The sequence below is a fragment of the Kribbella jiaozuonensis genome, from assembly GCF_005233875.1.
Classification (GTDB): domain Bacteria; phylum Actinomycetota; class Actinomycetes; order Propionibacteriales; family Kribbellaceae; genus Kribbella; species Kribbella jiaozuonensis.
In genome coordinates this window covers 746,706-765,298 of record NZ_SZPZ01000002.1, presented here as the reverse complement: position 1 = coordinate 765,298, position 18,593 = coordinate 746,706, and the positions used below count along the sequence as shown (strand labels likewise).

Genomic DNA, 18,593 nt, shown 5'->3' with positions numbered 1-18,593 from the left:
AGTTCGCACACAGGTTTGTGATTCTGCGGTGCGGGCACGGGACGGACTCAAGTGTTAACCGACGGATGGAGTGGCTGTGCTGACCCTGACTGAGAACGCGACGCTGGTGATCAAGAGCATCACTGGGGTCGAAGGCGCGCCGGAAGGGGCCGGGGTGCGGATCTCGCAGGAGAACCCGGCGGATCCGGCACTCGCGGTGACCACCACAGAGGCTCCGCAACCGGGTGACCAGGTCGTCGAGGAGGCGGGTGCACGGGTATTCCTCGAGCACAACGCCGCGAACGCACTCGACGACAAGATCCTGGACGCGGCGGTCGACGACAAGGGCGGTGTCGAGTTCCTGCTGGTGCCGCAGCCGGGCGCCGGAACTGCACCGACCCCCTGATCCGACCTGAGCACGCCGGCCGGGATCGACCCCCCTTAGATCCCGGCCGGCGTTCAGGGCTCTACCAGCAGGGGTCAGACCGCGCTCCGCTGGGCGATCCAGCTGTCGTGGAGATGCGTGTACACGCCACCGGCGCCGACCAGCTCGGCGTGCGGTCCGCGTTCGACGATCTCGCCGTCGTCGAACACCAACACCTCGTCGGCGGCTTCGGCCGTCGACAGCCGGTGCGCGATCGTCACCGACGTACGCCCGGCCATCAGCCGCTCGAGCGCCGCGTTGACCCGCACCTCGGTGCCCGGGTCGACCGCGGAGGTCGCCTCGTCGAGCACGAGCAGATCCGGGTCCGCGATGTTCGCGCGGACCAGCGCGACCAGCTGCCGCTCCCCCGCCGACAACGACTCACCGCGCTGCCCCACCGGCGATTGCAGCCCGTCCGGCAGCGACTCCAGCCAGTCCGTCAGCCCGAGCGACTCGAACGCCGTGACCAGCTCCGCGTCGGTCACCTCGGGCCGGCCGAACCGCACGTTCTCGGCCAGTGAGGCGTCGAACAGGTACCCGTCCTGCGGCACCATCACCACCCGCTCGCGCAGCGACTCGAACGAGATGTCCTTCGCGTCCACCCCGTCGAGCCGGACCGCGCCCGAGGTCGGATCCATCAGCCGGGTCAGCAGCTTCGCGAACGTCGTTTTCCCGGATCCGGTCTCGCCCACGACCGCGACCCGCCGATGCGGCTCGATCCGTACGTCGACGTCACGCAGTACCAGTTCGCCTTCTGGATAAGCGAAATCGACGTCGTCGAACTCGACCGTGATCGGCCCGCGCGCCTGCGTCACGCCGTCCGCACCGGGATCTACGACGTCGGCCGGCGTCGCGATCACGCCGAGCACCCGGCGCCAGCCGGCGAAGGCGCTCTGCGCGTCGGTCAGCACTTGCGTCGCGATCTGCACCGGGTCCGAGAACAGCGACACCAGGAACATGAACGCGAGCAGCTCGCCGAGCGTCGCCTTGCCGTCGACCCCGAGCAGCACGCCGACCGTGAGCACGCCCGCGTTCGCGAGACCAGCCGCGAGACCACCGATCGAGAACGTCAGACCGGTGATCGCCTGCGCCTTGGTCGCAGTCTTGCGGTAGTCCTCGATCGACGCGTCGATCCGGTCCTGCGTCCGCTTCTCGATCGCGTACGAGCGGACCACCTGCGCGCCGACGACCGGCTCCGAGATCGCCGACAGCATCTCGCCGACCTTCGCCCGGACCACGCCGTACGCCGCCGACATTGCGCGCTGCAGGTACTTCAGGCTGGCGAACAGCGGGATGAAGCAGAGCAGCACGACCAGCGCCAGCTGCCACGAGTAGAAGAACATCACCACGGTCGCCAGCGCCATCTGCCCGAGGCTGACGATGAAGATGAACCCGCCGAACTGCAGGAACTGCGACACCGTGTCCACGTCCGACGTGACCCGGCTGACCAGCGCGCCGCGCCGCTCGGTGCTCTGCGTCAGCACCGGCAGGTCGTGCACGTGCCGGAACGCCTTGATCCGCATCGTCGCCAGTCCGGACTCCGAGTTGACCGCGAGCCGCACAGTCGTCAGGTACGACGCTCCCGCGGTCAGGATCACGCCCAGCGCGCACACGAGGCACATCCACGCGACGTACGACATGTCCGGACCGCCGGCGCCGGACAGCCCCTTGTCGATCGTCTGCTGCACCGCGATCGGTACGACGATCCGCCCGGCCGTCATCGTCAACGCGAGGATCCCGGTCACCCACCACCCACGGGCGAGCTCGGGCGAAACCTTCAGACCTTCCTTGAGGGTCTGCAGACCACCTGCGTTGTCGCCGTGGTCCAACCGACTCGCTTCAGCGGCGCTCACGCCGACGCCTCCAGTTCTTCCTCGCGACGCTCGGCGTCCTTCTCATAGGCATCGACCAGGTCCCGATAAGCGGGAGTCGACGCCTGCAGCTCGGTGTGCGTGCCGTGGGCCTGGATGCGCCCGTCGTCCATGAACAGCACCTCGTCGGCGAGCGAGATCGTCGCCTTCCGGTATGCGATCACGAGCACGGTCGTCGCCGCCCCGGCGTCGTCCTGTACGGCGGTCCGCAGCCCGGCCAGGATCCGTGCCTCGACCTGCGGGTCGACCGCGCTCGTCGCGTCGTCCAGGATCAGCAGCCGCGGCCGTCGTACCAGGGCCCGTGCCAGCGCGATCCGCTGCCGCTGCCCGCCGGACAGCGTCGTACCGCGCTCGCCGACCTTGGTGTCGAGTCCGTCCGGCAGCGACTTCACGAAGCCGTCGCCCTGCGCGATCCGCAAGGCGTCCCAGACGTCGTCGTCGCTGTACTCGCCGCCGAGCGTGATGTTGCCACGGATCGTGTCGTCGAACAGGAACGCGGTCTGCGCCACCAACGCGACCGAGCCGGCCAGTTCGTCCCGCGCCAGGTCGCGCAGATCGACCCCGTCGACCTTGACGGCACCCTGCTCCGGGTCGACCAATCGGGTCAGCAGCGTGGTCAGCGTCGACTTGCCGGCTCCCGTCGGCCCGACGACCGCGACCGTCCGCCCGGGCTCGATGGTGAAGTCCATCCCGGCGAGTACGTCGCGCTCGGGCAGGTATCCGAACCGGACGCCGGCCACCTGCAACCGGGCCGCCTTCGTCGACCTGAGCCGCGCCTCGCCGTACTCCATCCCGCCCTCGGCGGTGAGCACGCGCTGCACCCGATCCCAACCGACGACAGATCGCGGAAGCTCGCCGAGCACCCAGCCGAGCGCCCGGATCGGGAACCCGATCAGCGTGAACAGAAACGCCACCTGCACCACGTCACCAGCATCCGCACCACCAGATCGCACCCGTCCGACGCCGACCAGTAGTACGGCGAGAACGCCGAGCCGAGGCAGGCCGTCGATCACCGGGTCGAACATGCCGCGGGCCTTGTTCACCGCGATGTTCGCGTCGCGCAGCTCGTTCGTCGGGCCGCGGAAGCGCTCGGTCTCGGCCGCCTCACGGCCCAGCGTCTTCACCACGAGCGCGCCGTCGAACGACTCGTGCGCGACCTCGGAGACGTCGGCGCGGAGCTGCTGTGCGCGGGTCGCGAGCGGCTGCAGGTAGCGCTGGAAGATCACGTTCGCGACGAAGACCAGCGGGAACACCAGGCACCCGACCAGGGCCAGCCACACGTCGGCCGCGAACATCGCGATGGTCGCGAACACCAGCATCGCGATCACGCCGATCGCCATCGGCAGCGGCGCGATCACGAACCAGGTCGACTCCACGTCGGCGTTCGCGTTCGACAGCAACATGCCGGTCGAGTGCTGGTGGTGCCACTCGAGCGGAAGCTTCAGGTACTGCCGGGTGACCCGCCGGCGGTACGTCGCCTGCAGCCGGAACTGCATCACGCCGGCCCCGAGGCGCCGCCCGACCACGCCGATCGCGTTCAGGATCGCGATCCCGATGAACAGCGAGATCAGCGTGGCGAGCGCCCCGCCGGTGGTCTCCCCGCTCTCGAACGCCGGCCGAATCACGTGATCGGTGGACCAGCCGAGCGCCCAGCCGCCGGCCACCGTCATCCCGCCGTACAGCATGCTGGCGAGCACGGACAGCGCGAAGATGCCCGGCTCCTCCCAGATCGCGACCCGCAGCACCCCGAACCCCCGGCGGGTGACGCTGCCCTTGTCTGGGACTTTCGGCACAGGCAAGACACACTCCAGGGCAATCAGGTGCAAACGCGGGACACAGGCATGACAACGATTGACATTCTGCCACTCCCACCCGACAACTACGATCGAGTTGTGACCGACTACAGCCGGGTAGAACGACTTGCGCTCAGTGACCTTCTCGACCAGTTGGGGCCCGATCAGCCCACGCTGTGTGAGGGGTGGGACACCTACGACCTCGCGGTCCATCTGTACGTCCGGGAAGCCGATCCGATGGCCGGTCCGGGGATCATGATCCCGGCGCTGTCGGACACCACCGCGCGCAGAATGACGCGCGCCAAGGAGCGCTACAGCTTCGCCGAGGTGGTCGACAAGGTCCGCAACGGCCCACCGCCGGTGTCGATCTACGCACTGCCCAAGCTCGGCGCCCAGTTCAACACGGCCGAGTACTTCGTCCACCACGAGGACGTCCGCCGCGCCCAACCGACCTGGGACGTCCGCACGCTGCCGGCCGACCAGCAGAACGGGCTCTGGAAGACCGTCCGGCTGTCGTCGAAGACGATGAACCGGAAGTCGCCGAGCGGCCTGGTGCTCAAGCTGCCCGACGGCACGACGTCGGTCGCGAAACGGCCCACCGAGCTCGGCTCGGTCACCGTGACGGGTCAGCCGAGTGAGCTCGTGCTGTTCTGCTTCGGGCGGCAGCAGGTTGCCGACGTCGAGCTCGATGGCGAGGCGGAGGCGATGGAGCAGCTCCGCAACGCGTCATTCGGGGTGTGATTTCCGCCGGGCGCGCTGGATCAGGCCGCTGACAACGGTGGTGAGGATGACCAGCACGATCGCCGCCAGCACGCCCTGCCACGGCTCGTCGAAGAGCGCGTAACCGAGCAGTCCGATCGCCATGTAGACCGCGGCCCACAGCGACGAAGCGGTCAGGTCGACCAGCGCGAACCGCTCCCACGGGTACCCGGCCAGCCCGGCCGCGAGCAGCACAGGCACGCGTCCGCCCGGAATGAGTCGCGAGGTCAGCAGTACGCCGATCTCATGCTCCTTCAGCCGCACCCGGAGCGCGTCGAGCGAAGCGTTGTCGCGCAACCATCCGACCCGCTTCGCCAACCGCTCGCCGCCGAACCGGCATCCGGCGTACACGATCAGGTCGCCGACGTACGCCCCGGCCGCGCCCGCGATCAGCACTCCGACCAGCCCGATCGGATTGCTGTGTGACGCGAGTACGGCGCCCGCCGACACCGCAGCGCCCGTCGGCAGCACGGGAAGCACCGCCCCGATCAGCACGGCACCTGCCAACGCGAACAAGTACCAGACGTCGAACTTGGTGTCCCCACTCATCCAGACACCTCGAGCGATTCACCCGGTACCAAGAGTTTCACCTTCACCGCGGGGTCCACCTCGGCCATCGCGGCCCGGAACCTGTCCCCCGGTGGCAGGAACAACTCCGGCTTGACCCAATCGAAGCCGATCGGCCAGAACGTCCCGAAATGTACCGGCACCGCCGTCGAAGCACCGACGCGCCGCACCGCCTCGGCCGCACGGACCGGATCCAGATGCCCCGGCCCGAGCGACGGCCCCCATCCGCCGACCGGCACCAGCGCGAGGTCCACCTGGCCGGCCTCCGCGGCCAGCCCGTCGTACAGATCCGTGTCGCCCGCGAACCAGACGCTCGGCGAACTGTCGATCCGGTAGCCCACCGCCTGCGCGGAGTACGACGACCACGGCAGCCGCCGCCCGTCGTGATGAGCGGTGACAGCGGTGATCTCGAGCGACCCGATCTTGATTTGATTGCCCGGGGCAACTTCGATGCAACGGTCGGAGTACGCCGGTCCGCTGTCGGCGTGGATCAGCTTCGCCGCGCCGCGCGGCACCACCAGCGCGGCGTCCGGCGCGACCATCGGCAGCGAGGTGAGGTGCAGGTGGTCGGCGTGCAGGTGCGAGACCAGGACCGCATCGCAGCGCCCCGCCTCGGGCGACGGGTTCGGACCGCGCCGGCGGCGCAGGTGCGCGATCCTCGACGTCAGCACCGGGTCGGTCAGCAGCCGCGTACCGTTCGCCTCGATGGTGGTGGTGGCGTGCCCCCACCATGTCACTCGCATGTGATTCGCACGCTCTAAGCCTCGACCTTCGACTCGACCGGATCCTTGAGGTCCTTGCGATGCCCCAGCTGCTCCAGCCAGCCGATCAGCACCTCGTGGACCGCGTCGGAGCCTACGGGAGCATCGTGCAGCTCCCACCGCGACGGGTGCACCAGGACCGCATCGGTCTGCCATCCGCCGATCCCGCCATGGCATCCGACCAGTTCCTCGAACGCCGCTACCTCGTGGGTGTAGTCGTCCAGCCGGCTGACTACGACGAGGTCCCCGTTGTGCGCCATCTCAGCGTGCCGCAGCACCGACGCCGCCGCCAGCTCGCCGTACGGCGTCAGCGGGTCCTCCCCCTCGACCCGGCCGGATCGCAGTACGTGGACGCCGGCCCGGCCGATCGCGACCGGTCCTTCGGCGAGCGAGTCGACCACGACGAACCCGATACCGGGATGTGTCGCGAGGCCCGGGATCAGCTTCGGGTGCAGCAGCTCGATCTCCTCCAACGGCACCCGGCCGGGCGTCGTGGCGAGGTAGATCAGCGCGAGGTTGCCCGACGCTGTGACGACCATCTGCTCGTCGGCGGCGACCGGCGGCTCGCAGTCCTTCGGACCGAGCTCGACCTCGCCACTCTTCACGTGCAGCGCCTTCCGGGTCACCGAGCCGGCCACACTGCGGCGCATCGACAGCTCGGTGAGGAACGCGTTCACCGGCCCCCAGCCCTCGGACTTGCCGACCGCCGAGACCGGCTCCTTCGTGGTGTCGACGAGATCGTCGACCACCTCGGTCAGCGTCCGGCCGTACCGCTGGTGGAACGTCGAGCCCTGGCTCTGACCGTGGTCGGACAGCACGACGATCTCGTACGAATGCGGCAGGATGTCGATGATCCGCTTCAGCGCGCCGAGCACCCGGTCCAGGCCTTCGAGGGTCTGCAGCGACTCGGCCCGGGTCGGTCCGGCGTGGTGCGCGACCTCGTCGTAGTCGACGAAGTCGCAGTAGATCACCGGCGTACCTTTCACCAGCTCGTCGGTGATCAGCGAGACATTCAGGTCGCGGAGCAGGACATTGGTGATCGCGCGCAGGAAGATGTACCCGCCGCCGCGTTTCACCCGCGGCACCAGGTGCCGGACCCGCTGGCGCCGGGCCTGGTGCAGCTCCTTGATCATCTCCGCGACGCACAGGATCAGCCCGCGGGCGGCGCCCTGCGGACTGGAGAAGAACCGGACGTACCCGCGGCTGCGGCTGTTCGGCAGGGCGGCCCGGCTGAACACCAGCTCGCACTTGTCCGCGTCGCCGGACCAGTTGTTGCTGATGCTGACGCCGCCGTCCGCGAGCAGCCCCCGCCCCGTCGACATCCGTTCCTCGAGCTCGGCCGCGTCCCGGCCACGGTTCGTGACCATCACCCGGCCGGTCTCCTTCTCGTACCACCGGAACGCCGGGATGTACTTCGAGCCGCCGTGCAGGATCCCGGCCTGGCTCGCGGGCGTCGTCGCCGGTACGCCGGTGTGCCAGGCGAGCATCGAGTGGTGGCCGTCCCGGATCCAGCCGCCGAGGTTCGGCAGGTTGCCGGCCAGGACCATCCAGTTCAGCAGCGGCGCCGACAGCCCGTCGATCTGGATGATCAGCAGCCCGGTCTTCGGCGCGGGCTCGATCCGCCGGGCCCGGCGGTGCACGACCCGCATCACCTCGGCGACGTACGCGTCGTCACTGCCGGCGTACGCGACCCAGCCGACGAAGGCGCTGATCGAGGACATCCAGATCGCCACCAGCACCGGCGCCTCGACCCCGCCGTGCAGGTTCACCCCGGGGTCGACGGTGATCGCCAGGTAGACGACTCCGAACTGTGACAGCAGCCCGCCGATCAGTACGCCGAGCGAGCCGATCAGGACCGCGATGCCGGCCAGGATCCAGCGCATCAGCACCGAGAACACCGCGAGCAGGACGACCAGCCGGAAGATCGGCAGCCGGCCGTCGCTGCTGATCTGCGGCAGCGTCCAGAACGTGATCACCAGCGAGATCAGCGACGCGAGACCGCCGTACAACATCGCCTGCAGGCCGCGACCGGTACGGCGGAGATCCAGCCATACCGGTCGCCGCCGCCGGTCGTCGTACACCTGTTCTGGTGGTTTCGCCATCGCCCGCTTCCCCGTAGTGCAATCTGCCAGTACGAGACTACGGGGTCAGGCCGACGGGTTTACTGCACCTCGAGGTAGTCGACCTCCGTGTACTGATCGCCCTTCGTCAACCGGATCGTGTTCCAGCCCGCGTTGAGCGTGACGGACACAGAACTCTCGTGCCAGTTGTCCCAGCCGGTGACCGGGTAGCTGACCGAGCCCGCGTTGTTGCCGTTGACAACGAGACCGTGGCTCGCGGTGGAGGCCGATCCGTTGGCATAGCCAACGTGCAGCGTGTAACTGCCGGCGACCGGCGCGAAGACCGTGTTCTCGACCCAGGAGTCGGCGTAGTCGATATACGCGACCACTTTGCCGTCCGACGCACCTGCGGCGTTGGCACGGACGCTGCAGTGGTTGAGCGTGCCGCGCTCAGCTTCGTACCGGACGCGGCTCCCGCGGACTACCGGGTAGTCATTGGCCCAGCCGAGGTCAGCGACGTACAGATGCCGCTGGTTGCCGACCCACCCGTGCAGGAACACCTTGTTGTCGACGAAGTCCGCACCGCCCGGCCCACACACCGCGTTGTCGAACGACGCCGTCGTCATCAGCGGCCGGTACGCCGTTGTCCACGGACCGCTGAGGCTCGTCGAGGTCGCGTAGGACGTGAGGTAGTTGCAGTCGGTGTAGCCGCCGCCGGAGAAGAACAGCACGTACTGGCTGCCGCGCTGGACCAGGTCCGGCGCCTCGATGACGCCGCTTGACGTGAGCATCGCGGTGTTGCCGCCCACCAGGGTCCGGCCGTTGTCCGTCGTACGGGTGAGCCAGAGGGTCGACGGCTGGCCGATCGCGTTGCCGTCGTTCTTCCAGACCAGGTAGCGGGTGCCGTCATTGGCGACGAACGTGTTCGGGTCGATCGCGCCGCCCAGGTCGAGCGGGCAGATCAACGGCGTCGTACCGACCGGCTGGAACGGGCCGAGCGGCGACGTCGCGGTGGCGACACCGATGCACTGGTGACCGGAGGCCTTGTGCCAGGCGGTGTAGGTGAGGGTGTAGGTGCCGTCCGGGTTCGGGTAGACGTCCGGCGCCCAGGTGCGGCCCGGCTGGGCCCAGGCTGCGGACGGACCGCCGGGCATCGCGTCGCCGCGGATCGTCCACGGGCCGTTCGCGCTCGGGGCGGTGGCGACCGGGACGGTGCCGCGGCCGTTGTTGGTCGAGTACGCGTACCAGGTGCCGTTCTGCTGGAACACATCCGGATCGGGGAAGTCCTCGCCGATGATCTGGCTCGGGAAGACGGCGACCGCGTGGGCGGGCACGGACAGCAACGCGGAGAGGGTGAGCGCGGCCACCAAGGCCGCCGGAAGTCGTCGCATGGGTGACTCCTCAGGTGGGGGCGGATACCTGTGTGAGGAACTTTTCCATCGATTCACCTGAAACGCGAGACCCCAATCCCTGGACCTTGGGGGAGGCGGGGTGTTGACTCCGGCTAGTTGTTTTCCGCCTGGTTTGAGGGAGTGTCTCGTGAGTCATTTACCGAGAGTGTCGGGGCGCGGGTTGGTCGCCGCGGTGGCTGCCGTCGCCGCCGTGGCCGGTGGTGTGGTGGGACAGTCGGCCGCGGCGCCGACCGCAGTACAAGAGACGGCTTTACAGCAGCGGCTCGACAGCCTGCTGAACGACAGCCGGTACGACGGTTCGCAGGTCGAGCTCGTGGTCCGCGACGCGACCACCGGCGAGACGCTGTACAACCGCAACGGCGACCAGCGGATGCTGCCCGCCTCGAACACCAAGCTGTTCACCTCGACGGCCGCGATGCACGTGCTCGGCCCGTCGTACCGCTTCCACACCGACGTACTCGCCACCGCAACCGTCCGCGGTGGGAAGTTGCGCGGTGACCTCTACCTGAAGGGGTACGGCGACCCGACCGCGCTGGAGTCCGACTACGTCGGCCTGGCCAAGCAGCTCAAGGCGGCCGGCGTCCGGCGGGTCGACGGCGACCTGATCGCGGACGACTCGTACTTCGACCATGTCCGGCTCGGTGACAGCTGGGCCTGGGACGACGAGCCGTTCTACTACAACGCCCAGATCTCCGCGCTGACGCTCGCCCCGAACACCGACTACGACTCCGGTACGGCGATCGTCGAGAGCCTGCCCGGCGCCAAGGCCGGGGCGCCGCTGAAGCTGAACATGGTCCCGGCGAACGGCGTACTGAAAGTGATCAACACCGCGACGACCGGCGCCGCGGGTACGTCGAACACGCTCAACGTCGAGCGCGACCACGGAACGAATGTCGTCCGGGTGAGTGGCTCGATGCCGCTCGGCGCCTCGGTCGACCAGGAGTGGGTGACGGTCTGGGAGCCCGAGCTGTACGCCACTGACGTGTTCCGGCGGGCGCTGACCGCGCAGGGCATCTCAGTCAGCGGCCACATCAAGAACGCGGCCACGCCGGCGGGTGCTTCGCGCCTGGCGCGGGACGAGTCGATGACGGTCGGCGAGCTGCTCACGCCGTTCCTCAAGCTGTCGAACAACATGCACGCCGAGACGCTGGTGAAGACGATGGGCGCGGTCGTCGAGGCCGACGGCAGCTGGCCCGCCGGGCTGGACGTGGTGACGAACTACGCGCAGAGCGTCGGCGTCGACACCAGCCGGATCCGGCTCTCCGACGGCTCCGGCCTGTCCCGCAAGGTGAACGTGACCGGTGACGCGGTCACCGACATCCTGATCGCCGCGCGCAAGGAGCCTTGGTTCCAGCAGTGGTACGACGCGCTGCCGATCGCGGGCAACCCGGAACGGTTCGTCGGCGGCACGCTTCGCAGCCGGATGCAGAACACGCCGGCCGCGAACAACCTGCACGGCAAGACCGGATCGCTGACCGGCGTGACGGCGCTGTCCGGCTACGTCTCGAACAAGGACGGCCGCAAGCTGGTGTTCTCGATGATCAGCAACAACTACCTGGACAGCCCACGCTCGATCGAGGACGCGGTCGGCGTCACGCTCGCGTCGTGGTCCGACCAGGGCACTCCCCCGGCGGCGGCGGTTCCTTCGTTGAAGACCGCTCAGCCAACCTGCGACCTGGAGTGGGACAAGGCCTGCTAATCGGTTCGACAGTACGGCGGTCGTTCACCACCATGAGTGCATGACCGCCGTACTGCCATCCGCGTACACCGTCCGCCCACCGTCGAACGAGGACGCCCAGGCGCTCCTCGAGCTGGTGTCGGACTACAACACCTCGGTGGTCGGCTTTGCCGACTACACGCTGGAGGACGCCGAGGACCAGCTCACGGAGCCCGGGTTCGATCCTGCGCGGGACGGCTGGCTGGTCTTCGACGGCGAGACGATGGTCGGCTACGGCGCGGTCTTCGGCAAAGGCGACCACAGTCAGCTGGACCTCGACATCGTCACCATGGATCTCGGCGTGGAGACATATCTGCTCGAGAAGATCCTCCGGCGTTCGGCGGAGTTTGCGCGGGAGTACGGGCATTCGTCGGTCCAGCTGGACGCGGTCAACTACCAGGTGGATGCCGCGCGCCGGGATCGCTTTGCTGGTTACGGTTTCCAGCCTGGTACGACGTTCCACCGGATGCGGATCGATCACGACGGACCGGTCGCGGCGCCTGTGGTGCCGGATGGGGTGACGGTACGGCGGGGTGCGCAGGACGAGGCGAGTCAGCGCGCGGGGCACGCCGTACTGAATGAGAGTTTCGAGGGGCAGTTCGGGTTCACGCCGCGGTCGTTCGAGGAGTGGCGGGCGGCGCAGGAGAACTTCTCGGCGTTCGACTGGTCGCAGCTGACGTTGCTCGAGCTGGACGGCGAGGTCGTCGCGATGCGGTCGTGCACGAACCAGTTCGTCGAGGACGAGAACTGCGGGTACATCGGGCGGCTGGGGGTGCTGGAGAAGGCGCGCGGCAAAGGCTTGGCGAAGTTCCTGCTCCGCGACCAGTTCGCCGTGGATGCGGCGGCCGGGCGGGCCGGCACGATCCTGCACGTCGACACCAACAACCCGACGCCGGCGCTCGGCGTCTACCTGTCGGTCGGAATGGAACCCACGCTGGTCATGGAGGTCCTACGACGCGAGGTCACCGCATGACTCTGCCCGTCGGTTACACATCCCGCCCGATGATGCAGGAAGACGCGGAACTGATCGCCAACCAGTCCGCGACCTACACCTCGGCCCTCCTGGGCTTCCCCAAACACAGCCCCGAAGACGTAGCCAACTACCTCCGCGACCCCAGCATCAACCTGTCAACCGACGGCTGGGTAGTCCTCACCCCCAACGACACCTACGCCGGCTCAGCCACCGCCATGCCCCTCGGCAACACCCAACTAAACATCGACATCCTGAGCGACTCCCCACCCATCCTCAACTGGCTCCTACACCAAGCCGAACACCGAGCCCACGACCTGGCCTCCGCCGTGCCGGCCGCTCCGGCAGCTCCGGCCGCGCCGGCAGCTCCCGCCGCTCCGGCAGGTCCGGCAGGTCCGGCAGGTCCGGCAGCTCCCGCCGCTCCGGCAGCTCCGGCAGGCCCGGCCAGCACAGCCGGAGCGGAGCCCCTCGCCGACTCAGACGGCCCAGCCCGTCCCGCTCGCTCGGGAGGCTCCGCCCTCCTCTCCACGCCGCCCGCCGGCGCAGCCGGCGGGCGGCGTGAGGTTGTGCTGAGGGTCGGCGTCATCCGCCAGGATCGGTTGCTACCTCAGGTGCTGGCTGCGCGGGGGTTTGCAGTTGCAACCTCGATCCAGCGGATGCGGATCAGCTTCGACGGGCCCGTAGCAGCGCCTGTTGTGCCTGCGGGGGTTGTTGTGCGGCAGGGTGCGCCGGATGAGGTGACGCGGCGGGCGGTTCACGGCGTACTGATGGAGGCGTTTGCGGAGCAGCCGGATGCGTTGCCTCGGCCGTATGACGAATGGGCGGCTTCGCGGGAGAGTCGGTCGACGTTCGACTGGTCGCAGGTGACGATCGTGGAGATCGACGGGCAGGCGGTCGGTGTGACCGAGTGCAACGACAACTTCGTCAGCACCGATAACTGCGGGTACGTCGGCCGCCTCGCCGTCATACCTTCCGCACGTGGACGCGGCCTCGCCAAGTTCCTCCTGCGGACCGCTTTCGCCACCGACTCTGCGGCCGGACGCGACGGCACGATCCTGCACGTCGACACCGGCAACCCCACCCCGGCCGTCGCCCTCTACACCGGCGTCGGCATGCGCCCGGACCTGATCAGCGACATCTGGCAGAGAACGATGCAGCCGGCCTGAAGCACCCGCGTCCCTTCAGTACGACCCGCTCGCCCATCGTCCCGGCGTACACAGTCCGATTCCCGAGCGGAGTCTTCAGATCGAGCTGCAGCGTCGTCGGAGCCGGTCCCGGATTGTTGCACTGATGGCCCTCGTTCTGGTCCGGCGCGATGCCATAGCGGTACGCCGCGATCCGGACCGAGCCGCCGTCCTGGGACAGGATCCGCACCACCGTGTTCGGCAGGCACGGCTCGATCGCGACCTCGTCCGGTTCAACTCCGACGGTCAGCAGCGACAGATGATCCGGATCCAGCCGCGCCGACGTCACCGCGATCTCGCCGCGGAGAAGGATGACCGTCGTACCGAGCTTGTACTGCAGCGGCGCCGGCCCGTCGACCGCGTACTTCGGCATCTCGAGCCCGAGAGTCGGCTCGGTCTCAGCTCGCGGATAACCCAGTACGCCGGCGATCCCGGCAACGATCACGATCATGACGACCGCGGCCGACACGACATACCGTCGCCGCCGCAGCTCCCGCGCGGCCCGCTCGAGCTCCTCGAACGGCGGCGCCTCCTCCGGCGTCCGCTCGTCGACGTACTCGATCAACTCACGCATGCTCGGCCACCTTCAAGGCCCGCCGCGCCCGCGCCAGCCGCGCGTTCACCCCACCCACCGGCAGCTCCAACTCCTGGGCGATCTGCTCGACCGGCAGCTCCATCACCTCGTGCAGTACGACGACCGCCCGCTGCTCAGGCGTCATCCCAGCGAGCGCGGCCGCCACCTCACCAGCCGGCCCGCGCCTCGGAGCACCACCACCGAGCCTGGCCAGCGCCCGCGCCGCCACCTCCCGACGCCGCAACCGCCCCACGATCGTCCGCACAGCGACCCCGCGCACCCAAGCCTCCGGATCCTCGTACCGGCAGATCGCATCCCATCGCCCGAGCAGCCTCGCGTACGCGTCCTGCGCCACCAGCTCGGCGTCCACGCGCGACGCTCCGATCGACACCAGTACGCCGATCAGCCGCGGCCAGCTCTGGCGATACAGAGCGGCGAGGTCCGCCCTCGGGTCATCCACCCTGCCAGTGTCCCGCCGTACCCGGACCGGCGACAGAGGCTTGCCTCCGGGAGATCTGAGAGATTACTCTCGAAACATGTCTCTCAGAAATCCGTACGGCGATTTCGAGATCACCGACCCGCAGGCGATGCGCGCGTTGGCGCATCCGGTCCGGCTCGCTGCGCTCAGCTATCTGCAGAAGAACGGCCCGGCCACGGCCACCCAGCTGTCCGAGCACGTCGGCGCCTCCCCGTCGGTGACGAGCTGGCACCTGCGGCATCTGGCGAGCTTCGGCCTGGTCGTCGACGGCCCGCCGCCGAGCGGCTCGGACCGGCGGCAGCGCTGGTGGAACGCGGTCGCCCACGGATTCCGGTACGCGATGCCGGACACCCCGGAAGGCGCCGAGGCCGGGCGTCTGCTGCGAGCCGAGCTGCTGAACCAGGCACTCGAAGCGGCCCAGCACTGGCTCGTGGAGACCGAACCGCACCTGTCCCCCGAGTGGAGCCGGCTGGCGGGCTCGGCAAACACGCTGCTGGTGATCACCCCCGAAGAGGCCGAGGAGATCGGGTCCGCGATCGAGCAGCTGTTCGCGCCGTACGTTCAGCGCCGCGACGCCAACGAGTCCCCCGCTGACGCCCATCCGGTCCGCTACCTCCGCATTTCCTTGCCCGAAGCAACGGAATCGCAATGAGCACGCTCTCCGCCACCAGCCTGTGGCGTGACCGCCGGTTCCGCACGTTCTGGTCCGCACAGGCCGTCTCCGAGTTCGGCGACCGGGTCACCGAGCTCGCGCTGCCGCTGATCGCAGTCACGCTGCTGAATGCCTCCCCCAGCCAGGTCGGATTCCTGACCGCGGCGGTCTGGCTGCCGAGTCTGGCCAGCCTGTTCATCGGGTCCTGGGTCGACCAGCGCCGGGACAAGCGGCCGCTGATGATCGCCGCCGATGTGGCCCGGACGATCCTGCTGGTGACGATCCCGGTGGCGTACTGGCTCGATCTGCTCACCCTCGGCCAGCTCTACGCGATCGCGATCCTGGCCGGTACGGCGGGTGTCGTGTTCGGCACCGCCTACGCGTCGTTCTTCGTCCGGCTGGTCGGACGGGACCAGTACCTCGAGGCCAACGGCAAACTGTCGGCGACCCGGTCCATCTCATTCATGGGCGGTCCGGCGGTCGGCGGCGCGCTCGTGCAGTGGCTGACCGCGCCGGTCGCGATCCTCGTGGACGCGTTGTCGTTCGTGTTCTCCGCGATCCGGATCAGCCGGCTGGACGTGACCCCGGGCGAGGCCGACGAGACGCCGGAGCCGTTGCTGTCCCGGGCTCGAGCCGGTATGCGCTACCTGCTCAAGCATCCGTACCTGCGCCGCAGCCTGGGCTGCGCGACCACGGTCAACTTCTTCAACATGATCGGCATGGCACTACTGGTGCTGTTCGCGAGCCGCGATCTCGGGCTCTCGCCGGGCACGATCGGTCTGGCGTTCGGTATCGGCTCGTCGGGCGGATTGCTCGGCGCGGTCGCCGCAGCCCCGTTGAGCAAGATCTTCGGGGCCGGCCGGGTGATCGCAGCCGGGGCCCTGATCTTCCCCGGCTCGATGGCGCTGGCGGTCCTGGCCCAGGGGCCGGAGTGGGTCCGCGCGACGGTCCTGGCCGGCGGCATGTTCATCGCGACGTTCGCGGTGATGTGTTTCGACGTACCGCTGAACTCGTTGCAGGCGGCGGTGATCCACGACCACATGCGGAGCCGGGTCGCGGGCGCGTTCAGCAGTATCAACTACGGCGTCAGGCCGCTCGGCGCGGTCGTCGGAGGGTTCCTGGGCACCTGGATCGGTGTCCGCGAAACCCTCCTCGTCTCCGCAGCCGGCGGCCTGTTCTCGGTGCTGTGGCTGATCGGCTCACCGATCATTCGCACCCGCGAGCTGAGCGGCTTGGAGCCACCTGAGCTCTAGTCGTGTACTGCGCGATCCGCCAGATCCTCGACGTCGTCGACCTTGCTGACGGTCTTGCGCAGCGGGACCTCCTTGATGAAGATCACCGCGATCAGGGCGACCGCCGCACACGCCGCCGCGATCAGGAAGATCCGGCCGGTCGCGTCGCCGTACGACTGCCGCACCAGCTCGGCCAGCTGCGGTGGCAGGTGACCGACGTCGAGCAGGCTCGTGCTGCCGGATCCACCCTCCTGCAGCTTGCGTGCCGCCTCGGCCCCGCCGGGACCGGCGAGCACGCCGGCCACGATCAGGCTCTTCACGTGAGCTGCCAGCACGGCGCCCAGCGCGGACACGCCGACCGCACCACCCAGGCTGCGGAAAAACGCCACGGTCGCACTCGACGCGCCGATCTCCCGGACATCCACGGTGTTCTGTACGGCGAGAACCAGGTTCTGCATGGTCATACCCATACCGAGACCCATTGCCAGCATGCCGAGTCCGACGTACCAGTACGGCGAGGAGTGGTCGATCGTGCCGAGGATCAGCAGACCGACGAGCAGCAGTACGCCGCCCGACACCAGGTACCGCTTCCACTTGCCGTAGCGGGTGATCAGCTGGCCGGAGCCCGCTGAGCCGACGAACGACCCGAGCATCATCGGGATCGTCAGCAGGCCGGCCTCGGTCGGGCTGTAGCCGCGGGCGATCTGGAAGTACTGCCCGAGGAACAGAGCGCTGCCGAACATCGCGACGCCGACCGCGAGGCTGGCGACGATCGCCAGCGCGGTGGTCCGCTCGCGGACGACCTTCAGCGGGACCAGCGGCTCCTTGACCCGGTTCTCGACCATGACGGCGAGGAACCCGACGAGCAGCGTGCCGCCGACGAAGAGCGCCGACTGCCACGACATCCAGGCGAAGTCCGTGCCGGCGAAGGTGACCCACAGCAACGGCAGGCTGGCCGCGATGCTGATCAGGACGGCGCCGACGTAGTCGATCCGGACCTCACGCTTGATCAGCGGCAGGTGCAGGTACTTCTGCAGGATCACCAGGCTGACCACGGCCAGCGGGACGCAGACGTAGAAACACCAGCGCCAGCCGAGCCACGAGGTGTCCACGATGACACCGCCGATGAGTGGGCCGCTGACGGTCGCGACCGCCATCACGGCACCCATGTAGCCGGAGTACCGGCCTCGCGACCGGGGTGGGATCGCGGCGCCGATGATGGCCTGGGCCAGCGCCATCAGACCGCCCATCGCGAGGCCCTGCAGGACGCGGGCGCCGATCAGGAACGGCACGCTGTGGGACAGGCCGGCCAGCGCGGACCCGATCACGAAGACCGAGATCGCGACCTGGACCAGCAGTTTCTTGCTCACCAGGTCAGCGAGCTTGCCCCAGATCGGCGTGGACACCGTGGTGGCCAGCAGGCTCGCGGTGAGGACCCACGTGTACTGCGTCTGGGAACCCTCGAGGTCGGCGATGATCGTCGGCAGGGCATTGCTGACGATCGTCGAGCTCAGCATCGCCGTGAACAGCGCGGCGAGCAGGCCGATCAGGATCTCGAGGATCTCGCGGTGGGTGAGTTCCGGCGCAGCGGGCATCTGCTGCCGGGTCTCGGTGACAGTCATCAGTCTCCAGTCGATTGGGTGCGCCTCACGACCTGGTTGACCTCGGTGATGGCGTGCGCGATCCGCTGCATGGTCTCCGCAGCGGTCAGCAGCGCGTCGTCGTCGAGGTCGGCCAGGGCCGCACGAAGGTGCTGGGTGTAGGACGAATAGAGGGCCTCCAGCTGGGCCCTTCCGGCGGGTGCCAGGCTGACCAGCCCGACCCGGGCATCGGCCGGGTCGGGTCGACGGCTCACCAGTCCGTCGGCCTCCAGCGCGGCGACCTGCCGGCTCACCACCGACGCGTCGACGCCGAGCTTGGCGGCGATCTCGCCGCCGCGCTGCTCGCCGCCCTTGTGCAGGATCTTGAGCACACTCGCGTCGGACCGTCGCAGCCCGCTGTCGGGCATCAGGTGCCGGTGTTCGATACATCGCACCGCGCGGATCAGCGAACTGACCCCTTCGAGGACCTCCTGCGCAGGTACGTCCCGCTCTACCCCCGGGACAAGGGGTTGCTGAGCTAGTTGCATAACCCAACTATATACCCGAATAGTTGGTTTCC

Annotated in this window: 17 protein-coding genes; 7 read left to right on the top strand and 10 right to left on the bottom strand. The window is 68.7% G+C overall.

Annotated features, from left to right (window positions below; translation table 11 throughout):
* Nucleotides 1–76: 76 nt before the first annotated feature.
* Nucleotides 77–385, top strand: a complete 309-nt coding sequence (locus tag FDA38_RS15220; protein ID WP_137254685.1) for a Fe-S cluster assembly protein HesB — start codon at nucleotides 77–79, stop codon at nucleotides 383–385.
* Between the two features lie 74 nt (nucleotides 386–459).
* Here the strand turns inward: FDA38_RS15220 and FDA38_RS15215 are convergent, their stop codons facing one another.
* Nucleotides 460–2,256 (bottom strand): ABC transporter ATP-binding protein, encoded by a 1,797-nt coding sequence (locus FDA38_RS15215; protein ID WP_137254684.1) that lies wholly within the window; start codon nucleotides 2,254–2,256, stop codon nucleotides 460–462.
* A complete protein-coding gene (locus FDA38_RS15210; protein ID WP_325053081.1) occupies nucleotides 2,253–4,067 on the bottom strand; it encodes an ABC transporter ATP-binding protein in 1,815 nt (604 codons plus the stop codon). Before FDA38_RS15210 ends, FDA38_RS15215 begins: the two co-directional genes overlap by 4 nt.
* Before the next feature lie 99 nt (nucleotides 4,068–4,166).
* Between FDA38_RS15210 and FDA38_RS15205 the strand changes: the two genes are divergently transcribed.
* Complete coding sequence (locus tag FDA38_RS15205; RefSeq protein WP_137254682.1) at nucleotides 4,167–4,808, top strand: TIGR03085 family metal-binding protein; 642 nt, start codon at nucleotides 4,167–4,169, stop codon at nucleotides 4,806–4,808.
* On the opposite strand, the gene FDA38_RS15200 is transcribed toward FDA38_RS15205, so the two are convergent.
* The 4 genes from FDA38_RS15200 to FDA38_RS15185 are packed head-to-tail and all read right to left on the bottom strand — an operon-like array spanning nucleotide 4,794 to nucleotide 9,605.
* Nucleotides 4,794–5,375: a DedA family protein gene (locus tag FDA38_RS15200; protein ID WP_137254681.1), complete on the bottom strand. Its 582-nt coding sequence runs from the start codon at nucleotides 5,373–5,375 to the stop codon at nucleotides 4,794–4,796. The genes FDA38_RS15205 and FDA38_RS15200 overlap by 15 nt on opposite strands.
* Complete coding sequence (locus tag FDA38_RS15195) at nucleotides 5,372–6,136, bottom strand: MBL fold metallo-hydrolase (protein ID WP_137254680.1); 765 nt, start codon at nucleotides 6,134–6,136, stop codon at nucleotides 5,372–5,374. The genes FDA38_RS15200 and FDA38_RS15195 overlap by 4 nt, the downstream gene beginning before the upstream one ends.
* A gap of 14 nt (nucleotides 6,137–6,150) precedes the next feature.
* Nucleotides 6,151–8,256 carry an alkaline phosphatase family protein gene (locus FDA38_RS15190; protein WP_137254679.1) on the bottom strand — a complete coding sequence of 702 codons (2,106 nt, stop codon included), beginning with the start codon at nucleotides 8,254–8,256 and terminating at the stop codon, nucleotides 6,151–6,153.
* Nucleotides 8,257–8,315: 59 nt separating this feature from the next.
* Nucleotides 8,316–9,605: a family 43 glycosylhydrolase gene (locus FDA38_RS15185; RefSeq protein WP_137254678.1), complete on the bottom strand. Its 1,290-nt coding sequence runs from the start codon at nucleotides 9,603–9,605 to the stop codon at nucleotides 8,316–8,318.
* Nucleotides 9,606–9,753: 148 nt separating this feature from the next.
* Between FDA38_RS15185 and dacB the strand changes: the two genes are divergently transcribed.
* From dacB to FDA38_RS42650, 3 genes are read left to right on the top strand one after another with little or no spacing between them, the layout of a single operon-like run.
* Entirely contained in the window at nucleotides 9,754–11,325 is a 1,572-nt protein-coding gene (gene dacB / locus FDA38_RS15180; RefSeq protein ID WP_137254677.1) for a D-alanyl-D-alanine carboxypeptidase/D-alanyl-D-alanine endopeptidase, read from the top strand.
* Nucleotides 11,326–11,365: 40 nt separating this feature from the next.
* The gene (locus tag FDA38_RS15175; protein WP_137254676.1) at nucleotides 11,366–12,316 is read left to right on the top strand and encodes a GNAT family N-acetyltransferase; all 951 of its coding nucleotides are present in this window, start codon (nucleotides 11,366–11,368) and stop codon (nucleotides 12,314–12,316) included.
* Entirely contained in the window at nucleotides 12,313–13,479 is a 1,167-nt protein-coding gene (locus FDA38_RS42650) for a GNAT family N-acetyltransferase (protein WP_233714725.1), read from the top strand. Before FDA38_RS15175 ends, FDA38_RS42650 begins: the two co-directional genes overlap by 4 nt.
* On the opposite strand, the gene FDA38_RS15160 is transcribed toward FDA38_RS42650, so the two are convergent.
* Together FDA38_RS15160 and FDA38_RS15155 are read right to left on the bottom strand one after the other, a co-directional pair.
* Nucleotides 13,442–14,071, bottom strand: coding sequence for a hypothetical protein (locus FDA38_RS15160; protein ID WP_137254673.1), 630 nt, complete (start codon nucleotides 14,069–14,071; stop codon nucleotides 13,442–13,444). The genes FDA38_RS42650 and FDA38_RS15160 overlap by 38 nt on opposite strands.
* Nucleotides 14,064–14,531: a sigma factor-like helix-turn-helix DNA-binding protein gene (locus tag FDA38_RS15155; RefSeq protein WP_137254672.1), complete on the bottom strand. Its 468-nt coding sequence runs from the start codon at nucleotides 14,529–14,531 to the stop codon at nucleotides 14,064–14,066. The genes FDA38_RS15160 and FDA38_RS15155 overlap by 8 nt, the downstream gene beginning before the upstream one ends.
* Before the next feature lie 76 nt (nucleotides 14,532–14,607).
* On the opposite strand from FDA38_RS15155, the gene FDA38_RS15150 reads away from it, so the two are divergent.
* Both FDA38_RS15150 and FDA38_RS15145 read left to right on the top strand, forming a co-directional pair.
* A complete protein-coding gene (locus tag FDA38_RS15150) occupies nucleotides 14,608–15,201 on the top strand; it encodes a helix-turn-helix domain-containing protein (protein WP_137254671.1) in 594 nt (197 codons plus the stop codon).
* Nucleotides 15,198–16,454, top strand: coding sequence for an MFS transporter (locus FDA38_RS15145; RefSeq protein ID WP_137254670.1), 1,257 nt, complete (start codon nucleotides 15,198–15,200; stop codon nucleotides 16,452–16,454). The genes FDA38_RS15150 and FDA38_RS15145 overlap by 4 nt, the downstream gene beginning before the upstream one ends.
* On the opposite strand, the gene FDA38_RS15140 is transcribed toward FDA38_RS15145, so the two are convergent.
* A complete protein-coding gene (locus tag FDA38_RS15140; RefSeq protein WP_137254669.1) occupies nucleotides 16,451–18,055 on the bottom strand; it encodes an MDR family MFS transporter in 1,605 nt (534 codons plus the stop codon). The genes FDA38_RS15145 and FDA38_RS15140 overlap by 4 nt on opposite strands.
* Complete coding sequence (locus tag FDA38_RS15135; protein ID WP_137254668.1) at nucleotides 18,055–18,561, bottom strand: MarR family winged helix-turn-helix transcriptional regulator; 507 nt, start codon at nucleotides 18,559–18,561, stop codon at nucleotides 18,055–18,057. Before FDA38_RS15135 ends, FDA38_RS15140 begins: the two co-directional genes overlap by 1 nt.
* Between the last annotated feature and the right edge of the window lie 32 nt (nucleotides 18,562–18,593).